The organism is Pseudomonas pisciculturae (assembly GCF_015461805.1).
GTDB lineage: Bacteria > Pseudomonadota > Gammaproteobacteria > Pseudomonadales > Pseudomonadaceae > Aquipseudomonas > Aquipseudomonas pisciculturae.
This window is the reverse complement of the sequence record NZ_JACVZE010000005.1, coordinates 228,945-252,842: the sequence shown is the minus strand read 5'-3', so window position 1 is coordinate 252,842 and position 23,898 is coordinate 228,945. Positions and strand designations below refer to the sequence as shown.

The window sequence follows — 23,898 nt, the reverse complement described above, 5'->3', positions numbered from 1 at the left end:
GAGAGTAAGATGAATTGGGACGATGCACGGGTATTCCTCGCGGTGTGCCGCGAATCCACATTGCGCGGCGCCGCACGGGTATTGGGGGTAGACCAGGCCACCGTGGGCCGGCGCATCAACGCCCTGGAAAAATCCCTCAGTGCAACCTTGTTCTTGCGCACCTCCGAGGGCTACGCGCTCACCGCCGTGGGTGAAGCCGCCTTGCTGTCGGTGGAAAAAATGGAGCACTCGGCCCTCGATCTGCAACGTCAGATCCAGGGCCTGGACGACCGCCTGACCGGCACCGTGCGCGTCAGCACCACCGACTCCCTGGCTATCGACTTCCTGATCCCGGCCATCGCGCAATTGCACGCCAAACACCCCGATGTGCGTGTACAACTGGACGCCTCTACCCAGATCCTCAGCCTGGCCAAGCGCGAAGCCGACATTGCCGTGCGCAACCAACGCCCCGACAACCCCGACCTGATTGCCCGACGCATCGCCCGCTGGCCGGTGGGGTTGTTTGCCTCCCAAGCCTATATCGACCGCCACGGCACACCCGAGCCGGGTAGCCTGTTTGAAGGTCATGACCTGGTGGTTTATCAACCCTACCTGCAAAGCCAGAAGGACATGACGCTGGTGTGTGAACCCTTGGGGCGTGGGCGGATTGTTGCGGCCTTGAGCTCCAGCCTCTTGGTGCGCCGCTCAATTGCGGCCGGTATCGGCATCGGCGAAATCCCGGTGTACACCGGTGAGCGCGATGGGCTGGTGCGCCTGTGGCCGGAGCGCGACCGGCCCATGCCGTATGACGTCTGGCTGGTAACCCACGCAGACCTGCGCCACACCGCGCGGGTACGGGTGGTAATCGATGAAATCGTCGCGGCGTTTGCCGGCACGGGGGAGTAGTCAGCACAGGCTTGCAATTTCCTGCCGCGAGGCGCGCTCACAATCACCCTCTTTATGCAGGTTAAGGGGTGACAACATGACAAGAAAACTAACGTGTGCGGTAGGCCTTGCTGTGGCGATAGCGACGGCCACTGCATTTGCCGCAGCACCGGCCCAGGTCGGCACCCAAGTGCCGGGCTACTTCCGCCTGGCGGTGGGCGAGTATGAAGTGACCGCCTTGTTCGATGGCTACAACGACCTGTCGCCCAAGCTGCTCAAAGGCATGACCCAAAGCCAGATCCGCGCCCTGCTGGCACGCCGTTCGATTGAAACGCCGGGCGTGCAGACCGCGTTCAACGCGTTTTTGGTCAATACCGGCAAACAGTTGATCCTGGTGGACACCGGCGCCGGCCAGTGCATCGGCGCCACGGCCGGGCAACTCTCGGCCAATATGAAAGCCGCTGGTTACGAGCCCTCTCAGGTCGATACGATCTTGTTGACCCACCTGCACCTGGACCACGTGTGCGGCCTGGTTGACGGCCAGCAACAGCCGATTTTCGCCAATGCCACCGTCTACGCGGCCAAAGCCGAGGCCGACTACTGGCTTGACCCCCAGGCACTGGCCAAGGCGCCGGAAGCCGCCAAAGGGTTTTTCAAGATTGCCCAGGACTCGACCGCGCCTTACATTGCCGCCGGTCGTTTCAAGACGTTTGAGCCCGGCAAGTTGCCGGTCGACGGCGTTCAGACCGCTCAGGAACCAGGGCACACCCCGGGCAGTACGACCTACCGTTTCAACTCCCAGGGCCAGAGCATCCTGTTTATGGGCGACTTGGTGCACAACCTTGCCGTGCAGTTTGAGCACCCCGAAGTGTCCATCGGCTTTGACGTCAATGGCCAGCAAGCGATCAAGAGCCGTGAAGCGGTATTCAGCGCGGCGGCGGCCAGCAAGATATGGGTGACGGCGGCGCACCTGCCATTTCCGGGTATTGGTCATATCGCCACCGAGGGCAAGCATTTCCAATGGGTGCCCGTGGAATACGGCCCTTACAAGCGCGCTGCGCATGTGCCGCTGATTGATTGAACCGCTTTCTACCGCCGTGCACTGGCCGGCGGTTTCTACAGGTGAAGGTCGCTTATGAACGAATCAAAAACTCAAGACCTGGGGCTGCTGTTCCTGCGGGTCAGCGGGGCGTTGTTTTTACTGTGGGTGCATGGCTTGCCCAAATTGCTCAACTACAGCGAGCAACTCAAGCTGATCGAAGACCCGTTTCACCTGGGGGCAAATATCACTCTGTTGCTGGCGATTTTTGCCGAGGTGCTGTGCCCGCTGTTGATTATCGCCGGGGTGCTGGTGCGTTTGGCGTGCCTGCCGATCCTGAGTGTGTTGTTGGTTGCGCTGTTGGTGGTGCACCCGGAATGGACGCTGTTTGAAGCGCAGTTCGGCTGGCTGCTGTTGATCATCTTCACCACGCTGCTGATCGGCGGGCCGGGGCGGCTGGCGTTGAGTCAGCGGTTTTCGTGAGCGCAAAAAAACGGCCGGGCAAGCCCGGCCAAATAAGGAGAGGGTGAATCAGCGGTTCAGGAATGCCAGCAGGTCTTCATTCAAGGCCTGGGCGTGAGTCACGGCGAAACCATGCGGCGCGTCTTTGTAGACTTTCAGTTCGGCGCCCTTGATCGAGGCAGCAGCGACTTTGCCGGTGGTTTCGAACGGCACGATCTGGTCGCCGTCGCCGTGGATCACCAGGGTCGGCACGTCGATCTTGGCCATGTCCGGGCGGAAGTCGGTCTCGGAGAACGCCGTGACGCAATCGACAGTGGACTTGAGGGACGCCAGCATCGCGATTTGCAGGGTCTGGGTCAGTGTGCCTTCGGAGACGACCTGACCCTTGTTGATGCCGAAGAACGGGGTGTTGAAGTCAGCGATAAACTGCGCACGGTCCTTCAACAGGCCGGCCTTGATGCCATCGAACACTTCAGTCGGCACACCTTCGGGGTAATCGGGTTTCTGGCCGAAAATCGGCGTCACTGCACCCAGCAGCACCAGGCCGGCCACGCGAGCGCTGCCATGGCGTGCGATATAGCGGGCCACGTCGCCGCCGCCCATGGAGAAGCCCACGAGGGTCACGTCCTTGAGGTCCAGGTGTTCGATCAACTGGGCGATATCGTCGGCGAAGGTGTTGTAGTCGTTGCCGGTCCACGGCTGGTCCGAGCGGCCAAAGCCACGGCGGTCGAAGGCGATGGTGCGAAAGCCGCGGCTGCTCAGGTATTCCATCTGGTATTCCCACATGTCCGCATCCAGCGGCCAGCCGTGGCTGAACAGCACGGGCTTACCGCTGCCCCAGTCCTTGAAATAGATCTGGGTACCGTCTTTGGCAACGAATGTGCTCATGGAAATCTCCTGCGTGAGTGGACAGAGAACGTTAGCCCACTATTGCGTTAAACCGGACGAAGGGCTTGTACGGGTGTGCTCGGTTGAACGGTTCAGCGTCTATGCTGGTCCACTGACCTCCTACGTCAGATCACACAGGTGAACGAAATGGCCAAGACTTACAGCTACGCCGCTCGGGACTCCAAGGATTCGCTCAAGCCCTTTACCTTCGAGCGCCGTGCGCCGGGGGCCGATGACGTGCAGATCGACATTCTTTTTTGCGGCGTCTGCCACTCCGACTTGCACACCGTGCGCAATGAATGGCAGAACACCCTGTATCCCTCGGTGCCGGGCCACGAGATCGTCGGCCGCGTGACGGCGGTGGGCGCCAATGTGCGCAACTTCAAGGTGGGCGACCTGGCGGGCGTGGGCTGTATGGTCGACAGCTGTCAGCACTGTGCGTCCTGCGCCGAGGGCGAGGAGCAATACTGCGAGAACGGCTTCACCGGCACCTACAACGGGCCGATGTTTGGCGGTGAGAACACCTACGGCGGGTATTCGGACAGCATCGTGGTCAAGGAGAAGTTCGTGCTGCGCATCTCCCACGGCGACGCCAACCTGGCGGCCGTAGCGCCGTTGCTGTGTGCCGGCATCACCACCTATTCACCGCTGCACCACTGGAACGTCGGCCCCGGCAAGAAGGTCGGCGTGGTCGGCCTCGGCGGCCTGGGCCATATGGCAGTAAAGATTGCCCATGCCATGGGCGCGCACGTGACGCTGTTCACCACCTCACCCAACAAACGCGAAGACGGCCTGCGCCTGGGCGCCGACCACGTGGTGGTGTCCAAGAATGCCGACGAAATGGCCAAGGTCGCCAACAGCCTGGACTTCATCCTCAACACCGTCGCCGCGCCGCATAACCTCGACGCGTTTGTCAGCCTGCTCAAGCGCGACGGCACCATGACCCTGGTCGGTGCACCCGACAGCCCGCACCCGTCGCCGGCGGTGTTCAACCTGATCTTCAAGCGCCGCAGTATTGCGGGGTCGTTGATCGGTGGGATTCAAGAGACCCAGGAGATGCTGGACTTCTGTGCCAAGCACGGGATTGTCTCGGACATCGAGATGATTGATATCCAGGGCATCAACGAGGCCTATGAGCGGATGCTCAAGGGCGATGTGAAGTATCGATTTGTGATTGATATGCAGAGCTTGAAAAGAGAAAGCAGCGCCGCTTGATTTGAGTGAGCGGGGGGCTGCTTTTTTGTGGGAGCGGGCTTGCTCGCGAATGCGGTGGTTCGGCCAGCACATGCATCGCCTGACACACCGCCATCGCGGGCAAGCCCGCTCCCACAGGGGATTGGGTTTGCAAAGGGGCTCAGGCTCGACACCGTCCAAAATGTGGGAGCTGGCTTGCCTGCGAAAGCAGTGGTTCAGCCAGCATATGCATCGCCTGGAACACCGCTATCGCAACTCGCGAATGATCCGGCAGAACACCGGGTCATCCAAATACGCCACATTCAACCGCGTCCACGGCGATGTATTTTTGGGCTGGGTCGAGAAAATCGACCCTGGCGCCAGCATCACCCCCTGCGTCAGGCAGTGGCGGGTGAGGGTGTTGGCGTCTTCAATACTGGGGAAACGCGCCCACAAATACAGGCTCTGCTCCGGGCGACAAAATACTTCTGCGCCCAGCTCGTCGAGCAGGTCGAGACCGCGTGCAGTAGCCTGGCGCAGGCGGTCTTGCAGGCGCGACAAATGACGTAAAAAGTGCCCCTCGCCCAGGATCACATCAATGGTGCGCTCGCTGTATTCGGCGCCGCTGTTGTGCAGGATCATCTTGATATCCGCCAGCTCTTCGACGCGCTGCTTGCTGCCGGCGATAAACCCCACGCGCAGGGCCGCGGACACCGATTTGGAAAAACTGCCCACGTACAGGGTGCGGTTGAGTTGGTCGAGGGCTGACAGCTTGATCGCCGAACTGGGCTTGAAGTCTGCCATCGCGTCGTTCTCCACCAGCAGCAGGTCGTAGGTCTCGGCAATACGCAGCAGTTGGTGCGCCTTGGCCGGCGACAGGTCTGAGCCGGTGGGGTTATGACCGATGGACTGCAAGAAGAACAAACGCGGGCGATGGGCCTTGATCAGTTGCTCCAGCGCTTGCAGGTCCGGGCCATCGGGCTCGCGGGGTACACCCAGCATGCGTGCACCTTGCAATTGCAGTTTGCCGAACAACGGGTAGTAACCGGGGTCTTCCACCAGCACCGGGTCGCCGGGGTTGAGGTAGCGCCGGATGATCAGGTCCATGGCGTGATTGGCGCCCAGGGTGGTCACCAGTTGCCGGGGGGAGACAGGCAGCGCGTAGTCGGCGAGTTTTTGCACCAACCGAGCACGCAACCCGGCATTGCCCAGGCGGGTACCGTAGCGAAACAGCGTAGTGACCCCGGCGCGCACCACTTGGCGGTGGAATTTGTCCAGGCGCATGTCCATCAGCCATTCCACCGGCGGGAAGCCTTCACCAAGGTGGGAATGGCCTGGGTCGCGCACAAATTGTTGGCGCATCATCCAGATCGTATCCAGTGCGCGGTTGTACGGCAGGCTGTCTTCGTCTTCGCTGGTGTGGGCGACGCGTTTGATCACGAAAAAGCCCTGGCCATGGCGCGCCTCCACCAGCCCGTCGGCGGCCAGGTGCTCGTAGGCGGTAATCACCGTGTTTTTCGAATGACCATGCAGGCGCATGTATTCGCGCAGTGACGGCAGCTTCTCGCCAGCCTTGAGGGCGCCATCGGTGATCTGCTGGGCAATGGCACTGGCCACCTGGTGCGCGAGGGTCGGGCGCGACATGCTGCAATTCCTCGTGAGTTTTTGTTATGGGTACAGTTCAGTGAACTGTCCGGCAAAACTGTACCTTCTTTCAAGGCTACAGATGGGGCAATTTGGCGGCATCCAATAACAAATGACTCCTTGAGGAGCTCCCGAATGTCCATCGATTCCCGCTTGCCCAACTTCCGCAGCCTGTCCCCCAGCCAGCGTCTCGAACACCTGCAACCCTTGCTCGGCCTGAGTAATGAAGACGTGGCGCTGTTGCGTGATGCCGGTGCGTTGCCGTTGGAAATCGCCGACGGCATGATCGAAAACGTCATCGGCAAATTCGAATTGCCCTATGCGGTGGCGAGCAACTTCCGCATCAACGGCCGCGATGTGGTGATCCCGCTAGTGGTCGAAGAGCCCTCGGTGGTCGCGGCCGCGTCGTTCATGGCCAAGTTGACTCGCCCGACCGGCGGCTTCCAGACCTCAAGCAGCGCACCGTTGATGCGTGCGCAAGTGCAGATCATCGGCATCAGCGACCCGTTCAATGCGCGACTGAGTTTGCTGCGCAACAAGGACGAAATCATCGCCCTGGCCAACAGCAAGGACCAACTGCTGAACACCCTCGGCGGCGGCTGCCGCGACATCGAAGTACACACCTTTGCCGACAGCCCTCGCGGGCCGATGCTGGTGGCGCACCTGATTGTCGATGTGCGCGACGCCATGGGCGCCAACACCGTCAACACCATGGCCGAAGCCGTGGCGCCGCTGATGGAGCGCCTCACCGGTGGCAAGGTGCGCCTGCGCATTCTGTCCAACCTGGCAGACCTGCGCCTGTGCCGCGCCCAACTGCGTATCGCCCCGGAACACCTGGCCACGGCGGAGTACAGCGGTGAAGAGGTGATCGAAGGCGTGATCGACGCCTACACCTTTGCGGCTATCGACCCGTACCGCGCCGCCACCCACAACAAAGGCATCATGAACGGCATCGACCCGCTGGTGGTTGCCACCGGCAACGACTGGCGCGCCGTTGAAGCCGGCGCCCATGCCTATGCCTGTCGCAGCGGCCACTATGGGTCGCTGACCACCTGGGAAAAAGACAGCCAGGGCCACTTGGTGGGCACCCTGGAAATGCCGATGCCGCTGGGCCTTGTGGGCGGCGCGACCAAAACCCATCCACTGGCGCAGTTGTCGCTGCGCATCCTTGGGGTGAAAACCGCCCAGGAGCTGGGCGAGATCGCCGTCGCCGTGGGCCTTGCGCAAAACCTCGGCGCGCTGCGGGCCCTGGCCACCGAAGGTATCCAGCGTGGGCATATGGCATTGCATGCGCGCAATGTGGCGCTGTCGGCCGGTGCTTGCGGTGATGAGGTGCAGTGGTTGGTGGAACGCATGGTCGCCACCCATGACGTGCGTGCCGACAGTGCGCGTGCGTTGTTGCTCGACAAGCGCGGCCAGTGAGCATGGACGCCGTCAGGCTGGTAGAGGTCGGCGCACGGGACGGTCTGCAGAACGAAGCCCGTTGCCTGCCCGTGGAAACACGTGTGGCCCTGGTAGAGCGCTTGGCCGATGCCGGTTTGCGCACTATCGAAGCGGGAGCATTCGTGTCGCCGCGCTGGGTGCCGCAGATGGCTGATTCGGCGGCGGTGCTGCGCGGGCTCAACCAACGCAACGGCGTGACCTACACCGCGCTGGTGCCCAATCTGCAAGGCCTGGACATGGCCCTGGCGGCCGGCTGCCGAGAGGTGGCGGTGTTTGCGGCGGCGTCCGAGGCGTTCTCGCAAAAAAACATCAACTGCTCGATCGCCCAGAGCCTGGCGCGTTTCGAGCCGGTGCTTGCCAAGGCGCGGGAGGCCGGTGTTGCGGTACGTGGCTACGTGTCCTGCGTGCTGGGCTGTCCGTTTACCGGTGCGGTCCCCGTCGCCCAGGTGGTGGCAGTCACCCAGGCGCTGTATGCCATGGGCTGCTACGAAATCAGCCTGGGCGACACCATTGGCACCGGCACGCCTGGCGCGACTACACGCTTGATCGACGCCTGTGCCGATGCGGTGCCGTTGAGTGCGTTGGCGGGGCATTTTCACGACACCTACGGCATGGCCGTGGCCAACGTGCAGGCGGCCTGGCTTGCTGGGGTGCGAGTGTTCGACAGCTCGGTGTCGGGGCTCGGCGGTTGCCCTTACTCACCGGGCGCCACCGGCAACGTTGCCACTGAGGAGCTGGTGTATCTGTTTGAAGGGCAGGGCATCGCCACTGGCGTCGATCTTGCAAAATTGATCGAGGTAGGCGTCTTTATTGATAGCCAGCTGCAACGCAGCGGTGAATCGCGGGTCGCCAAGGCATTGCGCGCACGCATCCAATAACAATAAGCGGAGACACCATGAGCCCTCTTACCGACACCTTGGCCAGCTTCGGCCCGCTCAAGGGCGTGACCATTCTTGACCTGACCCGCGTCGTCGCCGGCCCGTATTGCGCCATGCTGCTGGCGGACATGGGCGCCAACGTGATCAAGATCGAGCACCCCAACGACCCGGACCTGACCCGCGAATTCCCGCCCATGAGCCGCAGCGCCGAGACGCCGGTCAGCGGCTTTTTTGCCCAGTTCAACCGCAATAAACAGGCGGTGTGCCTGGACCTCAAGCACCCGGACGGCAAGGCCACGTTCCTGCAGATGGTGCGCAAGGCCGATATCGTCATCGAGAACTTTCGCCCCGGCACCATGGACAAGCTCGGCCTGGGCTACAAGGTGTTGAAAGCGGTCAATCCGGCGCTGGTGTTCACCGCCATCAGTGGCTTTGGCCAGCACGGGCCCAACTCATCACGCCCGGCGTTCGACAGCAGTGCCCAGGCGTCCGGTGGGCTGTGGTCGATGAATGGCACGGTGGAGGAGCCGATGCGCGTCGGCACGGTTTTGGGTGACCTGTCGGCAGCGCTGTATGCGGCCATCGGCACTCTCGGCGCGCTGCGCGAGGCCGAACGCAGCGGCCAGGGGCAACTGGTGGACGTGTCCCAGCAGGATTCGATCATCTCCCTGACCGAAAACGCCCTGGTCACCTACACCGAAACCGGTGAAGTGGTCGGCCCCACCGGCAATGGGCATCCCTTCGTCAAACCCTACGGCCGCTACGCCTGCAAGGACGGCTTCGTGTTTTTCGGTGCCTACACCGACAAGTTCTGGCGCGAGGCTTGCCAGGCGTTCGGCGAGCCTCAATGGGCCACAGACCCGGAACTGGACACCATGGCCAAGCGCTTCGAGCAGGCCACCTACCTGCGGCGCGTCAAACCCATCGTCGAAGGGTGGTGCGCGGCCTACACCAAGGCTGAACTGGAAGCCCTGACCGGCGACCGCTTCCCGCTGTCGCCGATCAAAAGCATGGACGAAGTGGTCACCGACCCCCACGTGCGCGAGCGAGACATGGTGGTCAGTGTCGAATGCCAGGGCGCGCATTTCGAGGTGTTCGGCAACCCGGTCAAGCTGTCTGGCGGCACCCTGGAGAAGGGCGCCAGCGCGCCGGGTGTCGGCCAGCACAACCAGTCGATCTACCGCGAATGGCTGGGCCTGGATCAAAGCCAATATGACGACCTGGTCGCGCGAGGTGTGATTTGAGCCTGCTCACCGCACCGATCAAAGCCTGCATTGGCCTGGCCTTGCCGCCGGTGCGCTTTGAAGTCAGCCGCAACGATATCCGTAAGTACGCAGTCGCCACGGGGCAGCGCCAGGCGCGATTCCTGGCCGGTGACGAGGCGCCGTTGATGTTCCTGTTCAGCGTGCTGATGCCGGTGCTGCCCCTCGACCAACTGCGCGAAGACGGCCATTGCCCCGACAACCCACTGCTGCCCCAACTGCCCCTCAAGCGCATTCTGGCCGGAGGTAGCCGCTACCAGGTGCACGGGCGCATCTATCCCGGCGACGTGCTGGTGTGCCGCCAAAGCCTGGTGGACATTCACGAAAAACAGGGCAGCGACGGGCCGTTGATTTTCCTGGTGTTCGAAAACCGTTTTGAAAACGACGCCGGCGAACCGCTGGTGATCGAACACCTGACCCGGATAGCGAGGTAATCATGGCCATTGTTGAAGTGGGCCAGGCCTTGCCTGAGCGCCAGTACACCCCGGGTACCGTGCAGTTGTTCCTGTACAACGCGGCAATCTGGAACGCCCATCGCATCCACTACGACCTGCCTTACGCCCAAGACGGCGAAGGGCACCCGGCGCTGTTGGTGGACGGCCCATTGCAAGGCGATTGGCTGACTCAATTGCTCTACGACTGGATGGACGCCGGCGATGAACTGCTGGCATTCGAGTACAGCAACCGCCGTGCAGCTTATGTCGGCGATGTGCTGACGGCCTGCGGTGAGATCGAGTCGATCGAAGCGTCCCATATCACCTTGAGCCTGCGCATCGTCAATCAACACGGCCAGCCCACCACGGTGGGGCGCGCCAAGGTTCATCGCGCCTGATTGCTTTACCCCCACATAAAAACAACAAGCCCGAAAGGGCCGGAGGGCACCATGCAACAACCTCTCTTACCGCCGAAAGAGCAACACCTGTACGAGGTCTGGGGCGACACCATCGATGCACGCGACCTGGCGCTGTCCATCGGCATCGGCGCGGTGGTCAGCCTCGGCGCGTATTTTGCGGCGCATTATCTGCTGCACTATCTGGTGGAGTCGGCGCAGATGGCCCGGGCCTATGCGATGTTGATCGGCATCCTCGGCTGCCTGGCCGGTGGTGCGATCAGCGCCAAGCTCTTTGCGCCCAAGCGTGACGTGCAAGAAAACGTCGCCGACCAGGGCTTTCGTGAACAGGTGGTGGCCGACCTGCTCAAGGAATACGGCACCCTCGGGCGCCTGGAAGACTTGTCGCCCGAGGTGATTGCCGAGCTGCGTGAGCTGGAGCTGTATGAGCTGTTTCGCGAGGCGCAAGCCCGTGAGGAGCGTGCCCAGGAAACGCCGCAACCGACACTGACCGCCAGCCTCAGCGGAGGGCGCGGGTGATGGAGGTCTTACTGCACGAAATCATGATGGCCTTCGCCCTGGGGTTGCTGGGCGCGGTGGTGTTTGCTGCCATTGGCCTGGTCTCCGGCACGGATGAAACCACCACGCTGGCACCGCTGACCCTGTTGGTGGTGCTGCTCGGTGCACCGCCGGCCGGGGTGCTCACGTTCTTTCTCGCCGGCGCTGTGGCCAAGCACATGACACACGCAGTGCCCACTGCGCTGCTGGGGATCCCCGGCGATACCTCTGCCACCGCGCTGCTGGGGGATGCCAATTACCTGCGCAAGCTCGGTGTACCGCATATCGCCCTGCGCAAGATGATCTCCGGTGGGGCGGTGGCGGCGTTGATCGCGGTGCCGTTGTCGGTGTTGTTCGCGGTGTTGCTGGCGCCGTTCGGCGCAGTGATCAAGCAGTTCGCGCCGTGGGTATTCCTGTGCGCCGCGTTCACCATCGCTTACTTCTCCGCTGGCCGTTGGGCGGCGGTACTGGCCCTGGTGCCGTTTGTGGTGGTGATCGTGGCGCTGCAAGCGTTGACCGGGCAGTACGGGGTCAAATTGTCGGTGAGTTACTTCCTCGGTATCGCGGTGGCGCCGTTGATTGCCTCGCTGTTTTCCCTGCTGGCTCCCGGCGAGCGCCAACGCATGCGCCGAGACCAGTACCGGGTGTTTTCCCTGGCGCCGGACGTGAAGGGCTGGAGTGGCTACTTCCCCAACCCGTTCAAGGTCATCAACCCGCGTCAGGTGCGGGTGACGGCCATGGCGGCCAGTGTTTCCAGCGCGACGTTTGTGTTCAGTCCGGTGGCGATGACGGTGATCATAGGTGAAGTGATCGGTTCGCGGATCAAGCATGCCTATGACCGCCTGACCACGGTGATCACGGCCCGTAATGGCGTGACCGAGTCCACCTATATCGCTGAAACCCTGATCCCGTTGATGGCGTTCGGCTTGCCACTAAGCCCGGTAGCCGCCGGCCCGGCTGCGCCGTTGTTCAATGCGCCGCCGCGCTTTTTCGTCGACAACGCCACCGGCGAAATCAATAACCTGCATAACCTGCTCAACACTTGGGAGTTCCTCGGCTACGGCATGCTGGCAGTGATCGTGGCGATCCTGGTGGCGTACCCGTTCACCATGAATTTTGCCCACGGCGCGGCGGCGTTCGTGGTGCGCAAGATCAGCCATGAAGCGGTGATCGCGACCTTTATCGGTCTGGTGCTGGTGATCGGTATCTGGGAAGGCGGGCTGCTGGGGTTGATGGTGATTGTCACCATCGGCCTGCTCGGCGGGTTTCTCGCACGCTTCCTCGGTTTCAATATCGGCGTGCAGTTCATGGGCTACTACACGGCGGTACTCACGGTACCCGCGATCATTGCGTTGACCGGTAACTAAACCTTTTTACCCCTCAAGCCAGCGGATACCCGTTATCTGCGACGGGAGGCGTTCGCCTCCCAAAAAGGAATAATAAAAATGAAGATCCTTTTGCGCTCCAACCCGGTCGTACTCACGTGCCTGGCCCTTACCGCCGGCAGCAGCCATGCTGAGGGCTTTCTGGACGACAGCAAGGCCTCGCTGAACCTGCGCAACTTTTATCTGAACCGCAACTTCGTCAACGGCAATTACCCTCAGGCCAAGGCCGAGGAGTGGACCCAGAGCTTTATCCTCGATGCCCGCTCGGGCTACACCGAAGGTCTGGTGGGCTTTGGTGTGGACGTGCTGGGGCTGTACTCGGTGAAGCTCGATGGCGGCAAGGGCACTGCCAACACCCAGTTGCTGCCGGTGCATGACGACGGGCGCCCAGCGGATGATTTTGGCCGACTTGGGGTGGCCCTCAAGGCCAAGCTGTCGAACACCGAACTCAAGGCCGGTGAATGGGCGCCGGCGTTGCCGGTACTGCGCTCGGACGACGGCCGCTCGCTGACCCAGACCTTTCGCGGCGCACAGGTCACCTCCCGAGAAATCAGCGGCCTGACCCTGTATGGCGGCCAGTTCCGAGCCAACAGCCCGCGTAACGATGCGAGCATGGAGGACATGTTCATGGGCGGTCGCCCCGATGCCACCTCCGACCGTTTCAACTTTGGCGGCGGCGAATATCAATTCAACGACAAGAAAACCCAGGTCGGTGTCTGGTATTCAGAGTTGGCGGACATCTACCAGCAGCGCTTTTTCAATCTGACCCACAGTCAGCCTGTGGGCGGCTGGGTGTTGGGTGCCAACCTCGGGTACTTCTCGGGTGAGGAGAATGGCAAGGCCCTGGCCGGCAACCTGGAAAACCGCGCCCTGTCGGCCATGCTCTCGGCCAGGACTGGCGCGCATACGGTCTACGTCGGCCTGCAGCGATTGTCTGGTGACAACGGGTGGATGCGCGTCAACGGCACCGCGGGTACCAGTTTGGCCAATGACAGCTACAACTCCAGCTACGACGCGGCCAAGGAGCGGTCCTGGCAACTGCGCTACGACTACGACTTCGCCGCCCAGGGCCTGCCGGGGCTGACCTTGATGACGCGCTATATCCGGGGCAGCAATGCCCATGTCGGCACGATCACCGATGGCGAGGAGTGGGGCCGCGAGTCTGAATTGGCCTATGTGGTGCAGAGCGGGCCCGCCAAGAACCTGAATGTGCGGTGGCGCAACTCCACGTTGCGCCGCGACTTCAGCACCAATGAGTTTGATGAAAACCGCGTGATCATCAGTTACCCGTTGTCGCTGTTGTAGGGGACTCACGGCCGCTGCGGCTTCACCGAGGTGCCGAACGTATTGCCCATGCGCACACTGGTAGCGGCGGGGGTGGATAACCCCACGGCGTTGGGTGCGCGCTTGTCCACGGGAATCATCTGCGCCTCACGGTTTTTCTTCGCGGCCTTGGTCGCATTCGTATCGCTGCCCATCTGCTGGCTCAGGCACCCATAGTCGGGTGCCTTGTAGCCATCCACCGAGACTTCGGTGCAGGTGCTTGCGGCCTTGTCGGCATGGGCAAACAAGGGTAGGACGCTGCACAGCAACAGGCTGGCAAGGGTGGGTAACCGCTTCATCGGGGCCTCCTGGCGGGCCCGAGGGAGTGGGCCGGTATGGCGTGAAAGTGTAGTGCAGCGGGCTTCTCGTCACCGTGATGTTTTTTTTGCTATCACCGTAACATCAGATTCATAAACGGGCCTCAGGATGACGGTTTTCTAGGACACGTCGGCCGTGCAGCGATGCCATGCAGGGGGTGAGCAGGGGGCCTGGCGGCGCGCCGTATGCGCCCTGGTCTTGCTGTTGCTGCTGGGCGCAGGCCAGGCAGCGCAGGCGCAGTCACCGCTGCTGAGCTTGAACCTGCCGGCCCAGGACCTGGAACACGCACTGCAAGCGTACAGCCGCGCCACCGGGATCGCCGTGCTGGTGGACCGCGAGTTGACGCAGGGCCGACGCTCCATCGGCGTGCGCGGGCGCTTTACGGCGCAAGAGGCACTGGCGATGTTGCTGACAGGGAGTGGCTTGATGGCGCGCTATGCACGCGTTGACGCATTCACCTTGCAACTGCCGGACGTCAGCCCGCCGCCCGCGACCCGTGGTGCGGCGGCCCGTAGTGCGGCGCGCATCAATAACAGCTACGCCACGGCGTTGCAGCAGGCCATCGAGGCCAGCCTGTGCCGCACGCCCCTGACCCGGCCCGGTAGTTTTCGCGCGTTGGTGCAGGTATGGGTCAACCGTGAAGGGTTGATCGAACACAGTCGGCTGGTCAGTTCCACCGGCGATGAACAACGCGATGAAGCACTGGTGCGCAGCCTGAGCACGACCCGGGTGGAACGCCCGGCGCCGAGTTCACTGCGCCAGCCCGTGACTTTACTTTTGATGCCTGACACAACAGGAATGCGCATGGAATGCACAGTAGGGAAGGGAGCCTCGGGCGGATGAAAAATACCGGGCACAGTGCAATGGTCAGCCTATTTCTGGCGTCCTACGAAGACTTCAAGGTGCGTCTGCGCAAGCGTCTGGGCTCGGAGGATTTGGCCAATGACGTCCTGCACGAAACCTACCTGCGGGTCGACCGCATGGACGTGCCGCCGAACCTTCAACAACCCAACGCTTACCTGTACCGCATGGCCCTGAACATCGCCGCCGATCGCCGTCAGGCCGATGCCCGCTTGCTCACTGGCAGCGAAGTCGAGGAGCTGCTGCAAACCGCTGACGAAGCCCAGGACCCTTCACGGGTGGTGGGCGGCCAGCGCGAGATCCAGTCCTTGGTCAAGGCACTCTATGAACTGCCGGCGCGCCGTCGCAAAATCCTGATTGCCGCCCGCCTTGAAGAAGCTCCCCACCTGGAAATTTCCCAGCGTTTCGGCATTTCTACGCGCATGGTCGAGAAGGAAATCAAGGCTGCCCTGGGGCATTGCGCCAAGCGTCTGGAAAGAAAAGTGATTCAGCGGTTCGGTCCCGGGGCCGGAAAACCGTCTTAGTGTTGAGTCCCTGATAAATCCGTGAGTATGTGCGCGCTTGAATATTTTTAGCTTCCCCACCGCCCGGCAAACCGCTGCCAGCCCCCTGCACGATGAAGCCCGCGACTGGCTGGTGCTGCTGACTTCGGGCCGCGCCACCGTCGCCGACGCCAAGGCCCTGCACGCCTGGCGCGCCCAGAGCCCGGAACACGCCCAGGCGTTCGAACAGGCCAAGGTGCTGTGGCAGCAGCTGTCACCGGCCCTCGATCAAGTGTCGCAACCGCGCAGTTATGGCCGTCGTGCGTTCCTGGGCGGCGCCATTGCTGCCTCGGCTGCTGTGGTGATGGTGAGCGTTGGCGTGCCCGGCGGTTTCTCGGGGCTCACGGCTGACTACCGCACCGACGTCGGTGAACAACGCCAGGTGGAATTGAGCGACGGCATCAGCCTGGAGCTCAATACCCAGACCCGTATCAGCCGCGTAGGGCAGGGCATTGAACTGCTTGAAGGCGAAGTCGAAGTGCTGGCCCACGTCGCACAACCTCTAATGGTTCAGGCCGGTGAAGGCTGGGTGAGCGCGGCGCAGGCGCGCTTCAATGTGCGCAATACCGATCACAGCGTGTGCGTGACCTGCATCGAGGGCTGGCTCTCGGTCGATGTGGCCGGGCGTAGCGTGCGCCTGGAGAGTGGCCGGCAACTGACCTACGGCGCAGCCGGGGTGAGTGAAGTCGCCACGGTGGACACCCAGGCAGTGGTGGCCTGGCGTCAGCAGATATTGGTGTTCAACAACGCGACGCTGGCGACGGTCGTGGATGAAATCAACCGCTATCGGCCGGGAATGCTGGTGCTGCTGAACAAGCAACTGGGCCAGCGCCGGGTGCAGGCGCGGTTCAGCTTGCAGCAACTGGCGGGGGTGGCGTTGTTGATTCGGGATGCGTATGGGGCCAAGTGCACGGAGTTGCCGGGGGGGGTGGTGTTGTTGAGTTGAGCCCGAGCGTTTTTACTTCAACGGCCCCACCACCTGGCGATACTTTTCAACCCCCTGCGGTGTCTGGCGCACCAAGCTGACCTCCAAGCCCTGCGGGGCCTCGCGCCGATTGCCACTCAGTTGCCGCCAACCTTTGTCCTTCTCCCACACTCGCACCTGCAAGTCACTCACTCCCGTCAGCACCTCCACGCCATCCTTCGCCGCCGGCAGCGGGAAGCGATCCCTCGCTGGCGCGACGGCCCGGTACAGCGAATCGCCCTTGAGCCACCAGCTCACCCGTTGCAAGCCATCGCCCGCAACGGGGGCGCTGCGGATTATGTCCAGGCGAAAGCCTTTGGTGTCGGAACTGCGCACAGTTACCGCCGCCAGCCCTTCGACTTCCGGTGCGCCGGGTGCAACCAGTTCGACGCTGGCGCGCAGGCTGATATCCCGCTGCATCTGGTTCAAGGCGCGCAGCAGGACTTCGGTTTGCTCGGTGCTGGCCTGTAGATGGTGATCAGCACGGGTCACGCTATCGAGCCCGCGCCAGGCGATGACGCTGACCAGCGCCATCAGCATGATCGCGACCATGACTTCGATCAGGGTGAAGCCTTTTTGCGATGAATTCATGGTTGGCTCACCACGCGCAAAAGGCCAGCTGCATCCCGTTGCAGGCTCAGGCTGTGTTGCCCGTCCGACAGCACCACGCGCACCGGTGGGTTGATCCATTCGGCATTGAGCACCAGGGTTTGCCGGGGTTCGATGGTGATTTGCATCGGCGTGCTTTCCCATAGGCGGGGGCGTAGTTGATCGTCGCTCTGGAACGCTTCCACACCCAACCCATCATCGCTGCGACGGTTGAAGCGAAAGCCCTTGGCGTCCGCCTGCAAGCGGATCGGCCGGCCATCCGCACGGGCTTCGGCCTGGGCCACTTGCAGCAGTTGGCTGAGGCGTTCGGCGTCTTTGCGCAGCAGGTGCAGGGGGTCGGGCTTGATGGTGAGGCTGACGGCCGCGCTGGCGATGCCGATGATCACCAGCACCACCATTAGTTCGATCAGAGTGAAACCTTGCTGTTTCATCGCTGGCTTCCTGGAGAACTGGGGAGTCTGTGAAATAAAAGCGTGCGAATTGGCCTGTAGGCTGATGCCACGGACAAACAGGAGGTTCTCCCCATGGCATTCGCCCTTCGTGTAACACCGGCCCAAGGCGTGCAGGCGCTGGCGTTGTTGGCGGCATTGGCTGGCGCGGTGGTGTGGACGCCGCTGTTGCTGACATCCGCCGAGTCCCACACGCCCCAAGCCACGCCCCAGGCATTGGCGGCGCGCAGCGATAACCCGGCGTTGCAGTGGTTTTCCAATGTGGCGGCGGCCCCGCAGATAAAAGTCACTGGCGTGCTTGCCGGGGCCCGTGGTGCGGTGGCGATCCTTAGCCTCAACGACGGCCCGCCGCGCAGTTTTTTAGTCGGTGAGCGTCTCAGCCCCGGCGTGCGCCTGACGGCCATCGAAGGCGACGGCGTGGAGGTTGAGCACGGTGGCGAAAAGGTCCGCGTCAGTCTCGATAAATTGCCGGATGGGCCGGCACTGCCGCTGCTCACTCGGCCATGACCTGAGTGTCCAGGCGCGCCAGGGGCGGCGCGTCGCGGCTCGCATCCAGCACCAGCACGGTCACCTGAAACAGGCGGCCGTCGGCGTTGATGGTCTGTTCGCAACGCAGTTTCAGGCGGCCTTGATCGCAGTCGAAGTTCTTTTTGCCGCTGCGTAAATGGCCCTCCAGGCCCAGTTCCGCCAGGCGACTCTGGGCCGCCAGCAACGCGACGGATTTGTCCCGCAGCAGCCCATTGCTCTGGGTTATCAGCCCGGCCACGCGTACGGCGGCGGCCATGGCCACGGCGATGATCGCCAGCGCCACCAACACTTCGATCAGGGTAAAACCTTGCGCGTTGCGACGGCCGTACATGGCGCTCTCAAAGCCGGGAAACAGGCCCGCAGACTAGCGCCGCCAGTTGACCGATTGGCGACCGAAACTCCCGAGGATTTTCAATACGACTGACATGTGTTCTTGCAACACTGCGCCACGAATTGCACTCAAGCCAAGGAATGTCGAGATGGATATCGCGCGCCTAACGTCCCCATTGCCAGGCCCTCGTGGGCAGCGTGGCTTCACCTTGATCGAGATCATGGTGGTGGTGGTGATTCTCGGGATTTTGGCTGCCATGGTGGTCCCCAAGGTGCTCGACCGGCCGGACCAGGCACGCGCCACCGCAGCCAAACAGGATATTGGCGGGTTGATGCAGGCGCTCAAACTCTATCGCCTCGACCACGGCACCTACCCCAACATGAACCAGGGCCTCAAGGTGCTGGTGGAGCGCCCGGCAGATGCGAAAAACAGCAACTGGCGCGCCTACCTCGAACGCCTGCCCAATGACCCATGGGGCAACCCGTATCACTACTTGAATCCGGGGGCCAACGGCGAGGTGGATATATTTTCTCTTGGCGCCGATGGCCAGCCGGATGGTGACGGCGTCAATGCCGATATCGGCTCCTGGCAGTTGTAAGGCGCGTCATGAAACGGTATTCGCCCACAGCGGCGAAGCAGCGCGGCATGGCGATTATCAGTGCATTGCTGATCGCCGCCGTGGTGGCGGTGCTGGCCGGCAGCATGCTCACCCGTCAAACCGTGTTCACCCGCAGCCTGGAGGCCGAGCAACTGCGCCTCCAGGGCCAGTGGTTGTTGCTGGGTGGTCTTGAGCGCAGTCGACAGCTGCTTTGGGAGGCGCGTCAAAAAGACGTGTTGACGCGTCTGGATCAGCCTTGGGCCCGTGCCCAAGGCGGTGCATTCGAGGGGCGCATCGTGGACGAGCAGGGCAAGTTCAACCTGCGCAACCTGGTCAATCGCGAGCAGCCGGATGCCGAACAGTTGCAGCGCTTTGAGCGGCTGTGCCGCACCTTGGGTGTCGACCCGGCGCTGAGTCGCCGGATCAGCCAACGTGTCGTCGCGTCCTATGTGCCGCCCGCCAAATACCCGATGCTGCGCAGCCTCGAAGACCTCGGTGGCCTTGAAGGGCTCGACCCGTTACTGCTCCAGCGCTTGCAGGCGTATATCAGCGTGTTGCCCGCGCCGACCTGGGTCAACGGCAACACCGCCAGCGCCGAAGTGCTCAGTGCCGTGGTGCCCCAACTCAGCCTGTCCCAGGCCCATGGTTTAGTGGCCGAGCGTGACAGTGGGCAGTGGTTTATCAACCGGGGTGATTTCGTCAACCGGCTGCGCCTGCCTCAGGTGGCGGTGGATGCCGTGCAGGTGGGCATTACCAGCGAATGGTTTCGCTTGCAGGGCCAGGCGCGCCGTGAGCAGCGGCGGGTGACGATTGATGCGTTGTTGCACAGGCCCGAAGAACGTCAGCCCCAGGTGATCTGGTCGCGGGTGGGTGTATGAAACGCTTGCGTATTGGCCTGGTGCCGCTGGCTCAGTTGACTGCACAAAGCCAGGTGCGGTTTGCCTGGCTGGACCGGGGTGTGGTGGTGGACGAGGGCACCGAAAGCCTTGCGCAACTGGGCAAGGCGCGGGTAGCGATGGACTGTTTCCTGCATCCTTCTGACAGCCTGCTCACCAGCCTGGAGCTGCCACCGCTGCCGGCGGCGAAGACCGATGCGGCTGTGGCCTGCGCCGCTCAAGCATTGATTCTCGGGCCGGTCGAACAGATGCAGGTAGCCCACGGGCCACGCGAAAACGATGGGCGCGTGCAGGTGGCTTGGGTGTCCAAGGCGGGGCTGGAACGGCTGGGCCAGTTGCAACTGAAACTGCGGGGCTTGTATCCGGCGCCTTACGCCTTGCCGGTCGGCGCGGTGGCGCTGGACGAAGGCTATCTGTTGACCCGTGACAGCCTGCAACAAGGCTCGGTGCATCCGTTGGGGCAGCAGGCGCTGGACCTGCCATTGGTAGACATGGCGCAGCGTTGGAGTGGGCCGACACCGGCCTGGGGCTTGCACGGCCACCTCAGCCAGCCCGCCAGTGGCGGCTGGGGCAGGGCGCTGGGCTGTGTCGCAGTGGCCGCCGCCATCTGGACCCTCGGCCTGAACGTCTACGCAGCGCGCCAAGTGGATGAAGGCCAACGTCTCAAGGCGTTGATGAGCCAACAGGTGCGCCAGGCGTTTCCTGAACTGCCGGTGGTGCTAAACCCCTTGCAGCAGGCCCGTCAGCAGTTGACTGCCCGCCAGACTGGCGCCGCCGCCGACCCCGGCCAGCGCTTCAGCAGCCTGCTGCAACTGGTGGGCAGCAACCTGCCGTTTATGGTGGCCAGCGTCGACAGCTTGAGCTTTGAGCAGGGGCGTTTGCAGCTCAAATTACTCGCTGACAGCCGCAACCCGACAGCCGAGGGCGACTGGCAAGCAGCTTTGACCCAGGCTGGTTTTACGGCCTCGCGGGACGCTCACGCCTGGACTATTGGCCCGGTAAACCCGCAGGCCCGTGATGAATAAATTTCAACGCTTACGTAGCCAATCCCAAGTGTTCTGGCGCGGGCTGGCCGTGCGCGAAAAACGCATGGTGAGTGGCGCCGGGTTGGTGCTGGCGGGCTTATTGACTTGGTTGGTACTGGTGCAGCCTGCGTTGAAAAAAATCGATTACTGGCAGGCTGAAACCCCCAAGTTGCGCGCCCAGGCCGAGGCTTTGCAGGTTGTGTTGCAGGGCGTCGTCGCACCGAAAGCAGCCGATGAAGCCGCGCTGCGACAAGCCCTGGATGGGGCAGGCTTGCAGGGCCGTTATCAGTTGCAGGCCGAGGCCCCCGGCGGCTGGCGCCTGACCTTCGATAACGCCCCGGCTGACGCTGTGGTGGGCTGGTTGCTGGGCAACCCTCGTTCGTTTTCCCTGGAGGTGTCCGAGGCGCGTTTGCAGCGCGCGGCGGATGCTGTCGACAACTCGGCCGGCACTGTGTCCGGGACCGTTCGCATGGATCAGGCGCTTGGCGCTAAGGAAGCTTCATGAAGTGGTCAGTCCCGCCTTTTCGTTTGGCCGCACCGTTGCTGGTACTGGCCCTGAGCGCGTGCAGCAACAGTCAGCCCACCAAGCCGCTGTTGGTGGACAGCGAACTCGGCCAACCCTTGGCCGAGACCCGGCGCAGCGATACCGCGCTGGACCGCCAACGCGAACCCGCCCCCCAACCCCCCGTACAACACCGGGTCACCAACAGTGCGCGTGGGCATGCGCCCGCCGTCGTGAAGGCACGCAACCCGCTGGGGGACCAGCCGGTGCAGCTCAACTTTGTCGATGCAGATATCCAGGCGGTGGTGCGTGCGCTCTCCCGCGCAACCGGCCAGCAGTTTCTGGTAGACCCGCGGGTGAAGGGCAACCTGACCCTGGTCAGCGAAGGCCAGGTGCCGGCGCATCAGGCTTACGACATGCTGCTGGCGGCGCTGCGCATGCAGGGTTTCAGCGTGGTGGATGTGGGTGGCGTGGCCCAGGTGGTGCCTGAGGCCGATGCCAAGTTGCTCGGCGGGCCGATCTACAGCGCTGGCAGCAGCGGCATGCAGACCCGCACCTTTCGCCTGCAATATGAAAATGCAGTCAACCTGATCCCGGTGCTGCGCCCCATCGTGTCGCCGAACAACCCGATCAATGCCTACCCCGGCAATAACAGCATCGTTATCACCGACTACGCGGAAAACCTTGCGCGGGTGGCACAGATCATCAACGGCATCGACACCCCCAGCGCCATCGACACGGACGTGGTGAAGGTGCAGAACGGCATTGCGGTCGACATCGCCGCCATGGTCGCCGAGCTGCTGGAGACCGGGGGCGCCGACCAAACCCAGAAGATCAACGTGGTGGGCGATCCGCGTTCCAACTCCATCATCATCCGGTCCGGCAGCCCCGAGCGCACGGAGCTGGCGCGCAACCTGATCTACAAGCTCGACAACGCCCAGAGCAACCCCAGCAATATGCATGTGGTGTACCTGCGCAACGCCCAAGCGGGAAAATTGGCCCAGTCGCTGCGTGGCCTGCTCACCGGCGAGAGCGACTCCGGGGTCAGCGATGAGGCACGGGGCAAGCTCAGTGCCATGGGCAGCACCGACAAAAACACCCAAGGTGCCAGCAACGCACAAAACAGCAGCGGCACACCTACCGGCAGCGGCGTGCAATCGGGCTATAACCAGAACACCCCATCCACCGGCAGCACCAGCAAGGATCAGGACACCGCCTTCAGCGCCGGCGGCGTGACCATCCAGGCCGACGCCACCACCAACACCTTGCTGATCTCCGCGCCCGACCCGTTGTACCGCAACCTGCGGGAAGTGATCGACATGCTCGACCAGCGCCGCGCCCAAGTGGTGATCGAAAGCCTGATCGTCGAAGTCAACGAGGACGATGCCACCGAATTTGGCGTGCAATGGCAGGCCGGCAATCTGGCGGGCAAGGGCGGGTTTGGCGGCGTCAACCTGGGCGGCAGTGGGGTCAACGGCACGCCCACCAGCCCGACCAGTATCGATGTGTTGCCCAAGGGCCTGAACATTGGCCTGGTTAACGGCACCGTGGATATTCCGGGGATTGGCAAGGTGCTCGACCTCAAGGTGCTGGCCCGCGCCTTGAAGAGCAAGGGGGGTACCAACGTGTTGTCTACGCCGAACCTGCTGACCCTGGACAACGAAGCGGCAAGCATCTTTGTGGGGCAGACCATTCCGTTTGTCACCGGCAGTTATGTGACCGGGGGCGGCGGTACGAGCAATAACCCGTTCCAGACTGTGCAGCGTGAGGAAGTGGGGCTGAAATTGAATGTACGGCCTCAGATTTCCGAAGGTGGCACGGTGAAGCTGGATATTTACCAAGAGGTCAGCAGCGTGGATGAGCGGGCGTCGGTGGAGGCGGGCACGGTGACCAACAAGCGGGCCATCGATACCAGCATTCTGTTGGACGACGGGCAGATTATGGTGCTCGGTGGGTTGCTGCAGGATGGCTACAGCCAGAGCAATGATGCGGTGCCGTGGTTGTCGGATATTCCGGGGTTGGGGGCGTTGTTTCGCAATGAGAAACGCAGTGTGAACAAGACCAACCTGATGGTGTTTTTGCGGCCCTATATCATTCGTGACAGTGGTGCGGGGCGCAGTATTACGTTGAATCGTTATGAGTTTATGCGTCGGGCCCAGGGTGGGTTACAGCCGGAACATAGTTGGGCGATGCCGGATGTGCAGGCGCCGCAGTTGCCTTCGGTGGAGAAGGCGATTCCTCAGTCGTTGGGGCCTCGGGCGGTGATCAGGGCGGTGCCGCAGTGATGGGGGGCATATCCGTTATTTGGGTAACGGCGGCTTATGGTTCCGCTCTTACAGCGGGTCACTTTTGGAAGGACCCAAAAGTAACCAAAAGGTCCTCGCCCCACCACTCGGTGCCTCGCTTAGGCTCGGCATGCCCTCACTCCGGCTTGAATCCGTGGGCCGCCGCAATGGGCCATCCATGGCCCAGTGCGGCTAACCCGGCGTCCTGCCGGGTTACCCACGGATTCAAGCCTGCGTTCGGC

The 23,898-nt window shown here is 62.7% G+C and carries 27 protein-coding genes; 21 read left to right on the top strand and 6 right to left on the bottom strand.

The genetic code is table 11. The features are described 5' to 3' along the window. Nucleotides 1-9 precede the first annotated feature (9 nt). From ICY20_RS15665 to ICY20_RS15655, 3 genes are all read left to right on the top strand, one after another. Complete coding sequence (locus tag ICY20_RS15665) at nucleotides 10-885, top strand: LysR family transcriptional regulator (protein WP_194937911.1); 876 nt, start codon at nucleotides 10-12, stop codon at nucleotides 883-885. Nucleotides 886-961: 76 nt separating this feature from the next. Then, nucleotides 962-1,945: an MBL fold metallo-hydrolase gene (locus ICY20_RS15660; protein WP_159962670.1), complete on the top strand. Its 984-nt coding sequence runs from the start codon at nucleotides 962-964 to the stop codon at nucleotides 1,943-1,945. Nucleotides 1,946-1,999: 54 nt separating this feature from the next. Further along, nucleotides 2,000-2,386, top strand: coding sequence for a DoxX family protein (locus ICY20_RS15655; RefSeq protein ID WP_159962669.1), 387 nt, complete (start codon nucleotides 2,000-2,002; stop codon nucleotides 2,384-2,386). Between the two features lie 48 nt (nucleotides 2,387-2,434). On the opposite strand, the gene ICY20_RS15650 is transcribed toward ICY20_RS15655, so the two are convergent. Then, the gene (locus ICY20_RS15650) at nucleotides 2,435-3,253 is read right to left on the bottom strand and encodes an alpha/beta fold hydrolase (RefSeq protein WP_122486415.1); all 819 of its coding nucleotides are present in this window, start codon (nucleotides 3,251-3,253) and stop codon (nucleotides 2,435-2,437) included. Nucleotides 3,254-3,400: 147 nt separating this feature from the next. On the opposite strand from ICY20_RS15650, the gene ICY20_RS15645 reads away from it, so the two are divergent. After that, nucleotides 3,401-4,468 carry an NAD(P)-dependent alcohol dehydrogenase gene (locus tag ICY20_RS15645; RefSeq protein ID WP_194937910.1) on the top strand — a complete coding sequence of 356 codons (1,068 nt, stop codon included), beginning with the start codon at nucleotides 3,401-3,403 and terminating at the stop codon, nucleotides 4,466-4,468. 225 nt (nucleotides 4,469-4,693) lie between these two features. Here ICY20_RS15645 and ICY20_RS15640 read toward each other — a convergent pair whose 3' ends face one another. Beyond that, complete coding sequence (locus ICY20_RS15640; RefSeq protein ID WP_159962667.1) at nucleotides 4,694-6,070, bottom strand: aminotransferase-like domain-containing protein; 1,377 nt, start codon at nucleotides 6,068-6,070, stop codon at nucleotides 4,694-4,696. 135 nt (nucleotides 6,071-6,205) lie between these two features. On the opposite strand from ICY20_RS15640, the gene ICY20_RS15635 reads away from it, so the two are divergent. The 8 genes from ICY20_RS15635 to ICY20_RS15600 all read left to right on the top strand — a co-directional run bounded on the left by ICY20_RS15635 (nucleotide 6,206) and on the right by ICY20_RS15600 (nucleotide 13,730). Beyond that, nucleotides 6,206-7,492 carry a hydroxymethylglutaryl-CoA reductase, degradative gene (locus ICY20_RS15635; RefSeq protein ID WP_194937909.1) on the top strand — a complete coding sequence of 429 codons (1,287 nt, stop codon included), beginning with the start codon at nucleotides 6,206-6,208 and terminating at the stop codon, nucleotides 7,490-7,492. Nucleotides 7,493-7,494: 2 nt separating this feature from the next. After that, a complete protein-coding gene (locus ICY20_RS15630; protein ID WP_159962665.1) occupies nucleotides 7,495-8,391 on the top strand; it encodes a hydroxymethylglutaryl-CoA lyase in 897 nt (298 codons plus the stop codon). 17 nt (nucleotides 8,392-8,408) lie between these two features. After that, nucleotides 8,409-9,635 carry a CaiB/BaiF CoA transferase family protein gene (locus ICY20_RS15625; RefSeq protein WP_159962664.1) on the top strand — a complete coding sequence of 409 codons (1,227 nt, stop codon included), beginning with the start codon at nucleotides 8,409-8,411 and terminating at the stop codon, nucleotides 9,633-9,635. Next, nucleotides 9,632-10,087 (top strand): FAS1-like dehydratase domain-containing protein, encoded by a 456-nt coding sequence (locus tag ICY20_RS15620; RefSeq protein WP_159962663.1) that lies wholly within the window; start codon nucleotides 9,632-9,634, stop codon nucleotides 10,085-10,087. Before ICY20_RS15625 ends, ICY20_RS15620 begins: the two co-directional genes overlap by 4 nt. Nucleotides 10,088-10,089: 2 nt before the next feature. Further along, a complete protein-coding gene (locus tag ICY20_RS15615; protein ID WP_194937908.1) occupies nucleotides 10,090-10,485 on the top strand; it encodes a hotdog family protein in 396 nt (131 codons plus the stop codon). A gap of 51 nt (nucleotides 10,486-10,536) precedes the next feature. Next, on the top strand, nucleotides 10,537-11,022 hold the full coding sequence (locus tag ICY20_RS15610) for a hypothetical protein (RefSeq protein ID WP_194937907.1): 486 nt from the start codon (nucleotides 10,537-10,539) through the stop codon (nucleotides 11,020-11,022). After that, complete coding sequence (locus ICY20_RS15605; RefSeq protein WP_194937906.1) at nucleotides 11,022-12,407, top strand: tripartite tricarboxylate transporter permease; 1,386 nt, start codon at nucleotides 11,022-11,024, stop codon at nucleotides 12,405-12,407. Before ICY20_RS15610 ends, ICY20_RS15605 begins: the two co-directional genes overlap by 1 nt. A gap of 78 nt (nucleotides 12,408-12,485) precedes the next feature. Then, nucleotides 12,486-13,730 carry an OprD family porin gene (locus ICY20_RS15600; RefSeq protein ID WP_159962659.1) on the top strand — a complete coding sequence of 415 codons (1,245 nt, stop codon included), beginning with the start codon at nucleotides 12,486-12,488 and terminating at the stop codon, nucleotides 13,728-13,730. Between the two features lie 5 nt (nucleotides 13,731-13,735). On the opposite strand, the gene ICY20_RS15595 is transcribed toward ICY20_RS15600, so the two are convergent. After that, nucleotides 13,736-14,047 (bottom strand): hypothetical protein, encoded by a 312-nt coding sequence (locus tag ICY20_RS15595; RefSeq protein ID WP_159962658.1) that lies wholly within the window; start codon nucleotides 14,045-14,047, stop codon nucleotides 13,736-13,738. Nucleotides 14,048-14,264: 217 nt separating this feature from the next. Between ICY20_RS15595 and ICY20_RS15590 the strand changes: the two genes are divergently transcribed. Genes ICY20_RS15590 through ICY20_RS15580 form a run of 3 tightly spaced genes read left to right on the top strand, consistent with a single transcriptional unit; the run spans nucleotide 14,265 to nucleotide 16,415 of the window. Further along, on the top strand, nucleotides 14,265-14,909 hold the full coding sequence (locus tag ICY20_RS15590) for a secretin and TonB N-terminal domain-containing protein (RefSeq protein WP_159962681.1): 645 nt from the start codon (nucleotides 14,265-14,267) through the stop codon (nucleotides 14,907-14,909). Beyond that, nucleotides 14,906-15,451 (top strand): RNA polymerase sigma factor, encoded by a 546-nt coding sequence (locus ICY20_RS15585; RefSeq protein WP_159962657.1) that lies wholly within the window; start codon nucleotides 14,906-14,908, stop codon nucleotides 15,449-15,451. The genes ICY20_RS15590 and ICY20_RS15585 overlap by 4 nt, the downstream gene beginning before the upstream one ends. Nucleotides 15,452-15,488: 37 nt before the next feature. Further along, nucleotides 15,489-16,415, top strand: coding sequence for a FecR family protein (locus tag ICY20_RS15580; RefSeq protein ID WP_159962656.1), 927 nt, complete (start codon nucleotides 15,489-15,491; stop codon nucleotides 16,413-16,415). 12 nt (nucleotides 16,416-16,427) lie between these two features. Here the strand turns inward: ICY20_RS15580 and ICY20_RS15575 are convergent, their stop codons facing one another. Together ICY20_RS15575 and gspH are read right to left on the bottom strand one after the other, a co-directional pair. Next, nucleotides 16,428-17,024 (bottom strand): type II secretion system protein GspJ, encoded by a 597-nt coding sequence (locus ICY20_RS15575; protein ID WP_159962655.1) that lies wholly within the window; start codon nucleotides 17,022-17,024, stop codon nucleotides 16,428-16,430. Next, nucleotides 17,021-17,473, bottom strand: coding sequence for a type II secretion system minor pseudopilin GspH (gspH, locus tag ICY20_RS15570; protein ID WP_159962654.1), 453 nt, complete (start codon nucleotides 17,471-17,473; stop codon nucleotides 17,021-17,023). The genes ICY20_RS15575 and gspH overlap by 4 nt, the downstream gene beginning before the upstream one ends. Nucleotides 17,474-17,566: 93 nt before the next feature. On the opposite strand from gspH, the gene ICY20_RS15565 reads away from it, so the two are divergent. Further along, on the top strand, nucleotides 17,567-17,998 hold the full coding sequence (locus ICY20_RS15565; RefSeq protein ID WP_159962653.1) for a type II secretion system protein N: 432 nt from the start codon (nucleotides 17,567-17,569) through the stop codon (nucleotides 17,996-17,998). Here ICY20_RS15565 and gspI read toward each other — a convergent pair. Continuing rightward, nucleotides 17,985-18,350: a type II secretion system minor pseudopilin GspI gene (gspI, locus tag ICY20_RS15560; RefSeq protein WP_194937905.1), complete on the bottom strand. Its 366-nt coding sequence runs from the start codon at nucleotides 18,348-18,350 to the stop codon at nucleotides 17,985-17,987. The genes ICY20_RS15565 and gspI overlap by 14 nt on opposite strands. A gap of 148 nt (nucleotides 18,351-18,498) precedes the next feature. Here gspI and gspG point away from each other — a divergent pair, with 148 nt between their 5' ends. Genes gspG through gspD form a run of 5 tightly spaced genes read left to right on the top strand, consistent with a single transcriptional unit; the run spans nucleotide 18,499 to nucleotide 23,656 of the window. Beyond that, nucleotides 18,499-18,948 carry a type II secretion system major pseudopilin GspG gene (gspG, locus tag ICY20_RS15555; protein WP_122486423.1) on the top strand — a complete coding sequence of 150 codons (450 nt, stop codon included), beginning with the start codon at nucleotides 18,499-18,501 and terminating at the stop codon, nucleotides 18,946-18,948. Between the two features lie 8 nt (nucleotides 18,949-18,956). Beyond that, complete coding sequence (gspK, locus tag ICY20_RS15550) at nucleotides 18,957-19,826, top strand: type II secretion system minor pseudopilin GspK (protein ID WP_194937904.1); 870 nt, start codon at nucleotides 18,957-18,959, stop codon at nucleotides 19,824-19,826. Further along, a complete protein-coding gene (gspL, locus tag ICY20_RS15545; protein WP_194937903.1) occupies nucleotides 19,823-20,869 on the top strand; it encodes a type II secretion system protein GspL in 1,047 nt (348 codons plus the stop codon). The genes gspK and gspL overlap by 4 nt, the downstream gene beginning before the upstream one ends. Beyond that, nucleotides 20,862-21,374, top strand: coding sequence for a type II secretion system protein GspM (gene gspM, locus ICY20_RS15540; protein ID WP_159962649.1), 513 nt, complete (start codon nucleotides 20,862-20,864; stop codon nucleotides 21,372-21,374). Before gspL ends, gspM begins: the two co-directional genes overlap by 8 nt. Beyond that, entirely contained in the window at nucleotides 21,371-23,656 is a 2,286-nt protein-coding gene (gene gspD / locus ICY20_RS15535; protein ID WP_194937902.1) for a type II secretion system secretin GspD, read from the top strand. Before gspM ends, gspD begins: the two co-directional genes overlap by 4 nt. Nucleotides 23,657-23,898: the final 242 nt, after the last annotated feature.

Coding starts and splice junctions, on each gene's coding strand:
- ICY20_RS15665 (WP_194937911.1), top strand. CDS start 10: ATGAATTGGGACGATGCACGGGTATTCCTCGCGGTGTGCCGCGAATCC.
- ICY20_RS15660 (WP_159962670.1), top strand. CDS start 962: ATGACAAGAAAACTAACGTGTGCGGTAGGCCTTGCTGTGGCGATAGCG.
- ICY20_RS15655 (WP_159962669.1), top strand. CDS start 2,000: ATGAACGAATCAAAAACTCAAGACCTGGGGCTGCTGTTCCTGCGGGTC.
- ICY20_RS15650 (WP_122486415.1), bottom strand. CDS start 3,253: ATGAGCACATTCGTTGCCAAAGACGGTACCCAGATCTATTTCAAGGAC.
- ICY20_RS15645 (WP_194937910.1), top strand. CDS start 3,401: ATGGCCAAGACTTACAGCTACGCCGCTCGGGACTCCAAGGATTCGCTC.
- ICY20_RS15640 (WP_159962667.1), bottom strand. CDS start 6,070: ATGTCGCGCCCGACCCTCGCGCACCAGGTGGCCAGTGCCATTGCCCAG.
- ICY20_RS15635 (WP_194937909.1), top strand. CDS start 6,206: ATGTCCATCGATTCCCGCTTGCCCAACTTCCGCAGCCTGTCCCCCAGC.
- ICY20_RS15630 (WP_159962665.1), top strand. CDS start 7,495: ATGGACGCCGTCAGGCTGGTAGAGGTCGGCGCACGGGACGGTCTGCAG.
- ICY20_RS15625 (WP_159962664.1), top strand. CDS start 8,409: ATGAGCCCTCTTACCGACACCTTGGCCAGCTTCGGCCCGCTCAAGGGC.
- ICY20_RS15615 (WP_194937908.1), top strand. CDS start 10,090: ATGGCCATTGTTGAAGTGGGCCAGGCCTTGCCTGAGCGCCAGTACACC.
- ICY20_RS15610 (WP_194937907.1), top strand. CDS start 10,537: ATGCAACAACCTCTCTTACCGCCGAAAGAGCAACACCTGTACGAGGTC.
- ICY20_RS15605 (WP_194937906.1), top strand. CDS start 11,022: ATGGAGGTCTTACTGCACGAAATCATGATGGCCTTCGCCCTGGGGTTG.
- ICY20_RS15600 (WP_159962659.1), top strand. CDS start 12,486: ATGAAGATCCTTTTGCGCTCCAACCCGGTCGTACTCACGTGCCTGGCC.
- ICY20_RS15595 (WP_159962658.1), bottom strand. CDS start 14,047: ATGAAGCGGTTACCCACCCTTGCCAGCCTGTTGCTGTGCAGCGTCCTA.
- ICY20_RS15585 (WP_159962657.1), top strand. CDS start 14,906: ATGAAAAATACCGGGCACAGTGCAATGGTCAGCCTATTTCTGGCGTCC.
- ICY20_RS15575 (WP_159962655.1), bottom strand. CDS start 17,024: ATGAATTCATCGCAAAAAGGCTTCACCCTGATCGAAGTCATGGTCGCG.
- gspH (WP_159962654.1), bottom strand. CDS start 17,473: ATGAAACAGCAAGGTTTCACTCTGATCGAACTAATGGTGGTGCTGGTG.
- ICY20_RS15565 (WP_159962653.1), top strand. CDS start 17,567: ATGGCATTCGCCCTTCGTGTAACACCGGCCCAAGGCGTGCAGGCGCTG.
- gspI (WP_194937905.1), bottom strand. CDS start 18,350: ATGTACGGCCGTCGCAACGCGCAAGGTTTTACCCTGATCGAAGTGTTG.
- gspG (WP_122486423.1), top strand. CDS start 18,499: ATGGATATCGCGCGCCTAACGTCCCCATTGCCAGGCCCTCGTGGGCAG.
- gspK (WP_194937904.1), top strand. CDS start 18,957: ATGAAACGGTATTCGCCCACAGCGGCGAAGCAGCGCGGCATGGCGATT.
- gspL (WP_194937903.1), top strand. CDS start 19,823: ATGAAACGCTTGCGTATTGGCCTGGTGCCGCTGGCTCAGTTGACTGCA.
- gspM (WP_159962649.1), top strand. CDS start 20,862: ATGAATAAATTTCAACGCTTACGTAGCCAATCCCAAGTGTTCTGGCGC.
- gspD (WP_194937902.1), top strand. CDS start 21,371: ATGAAGTGGTCAGTCCCGCCTTTTCGTTTGGCCGCACCGTTGCTGGTA.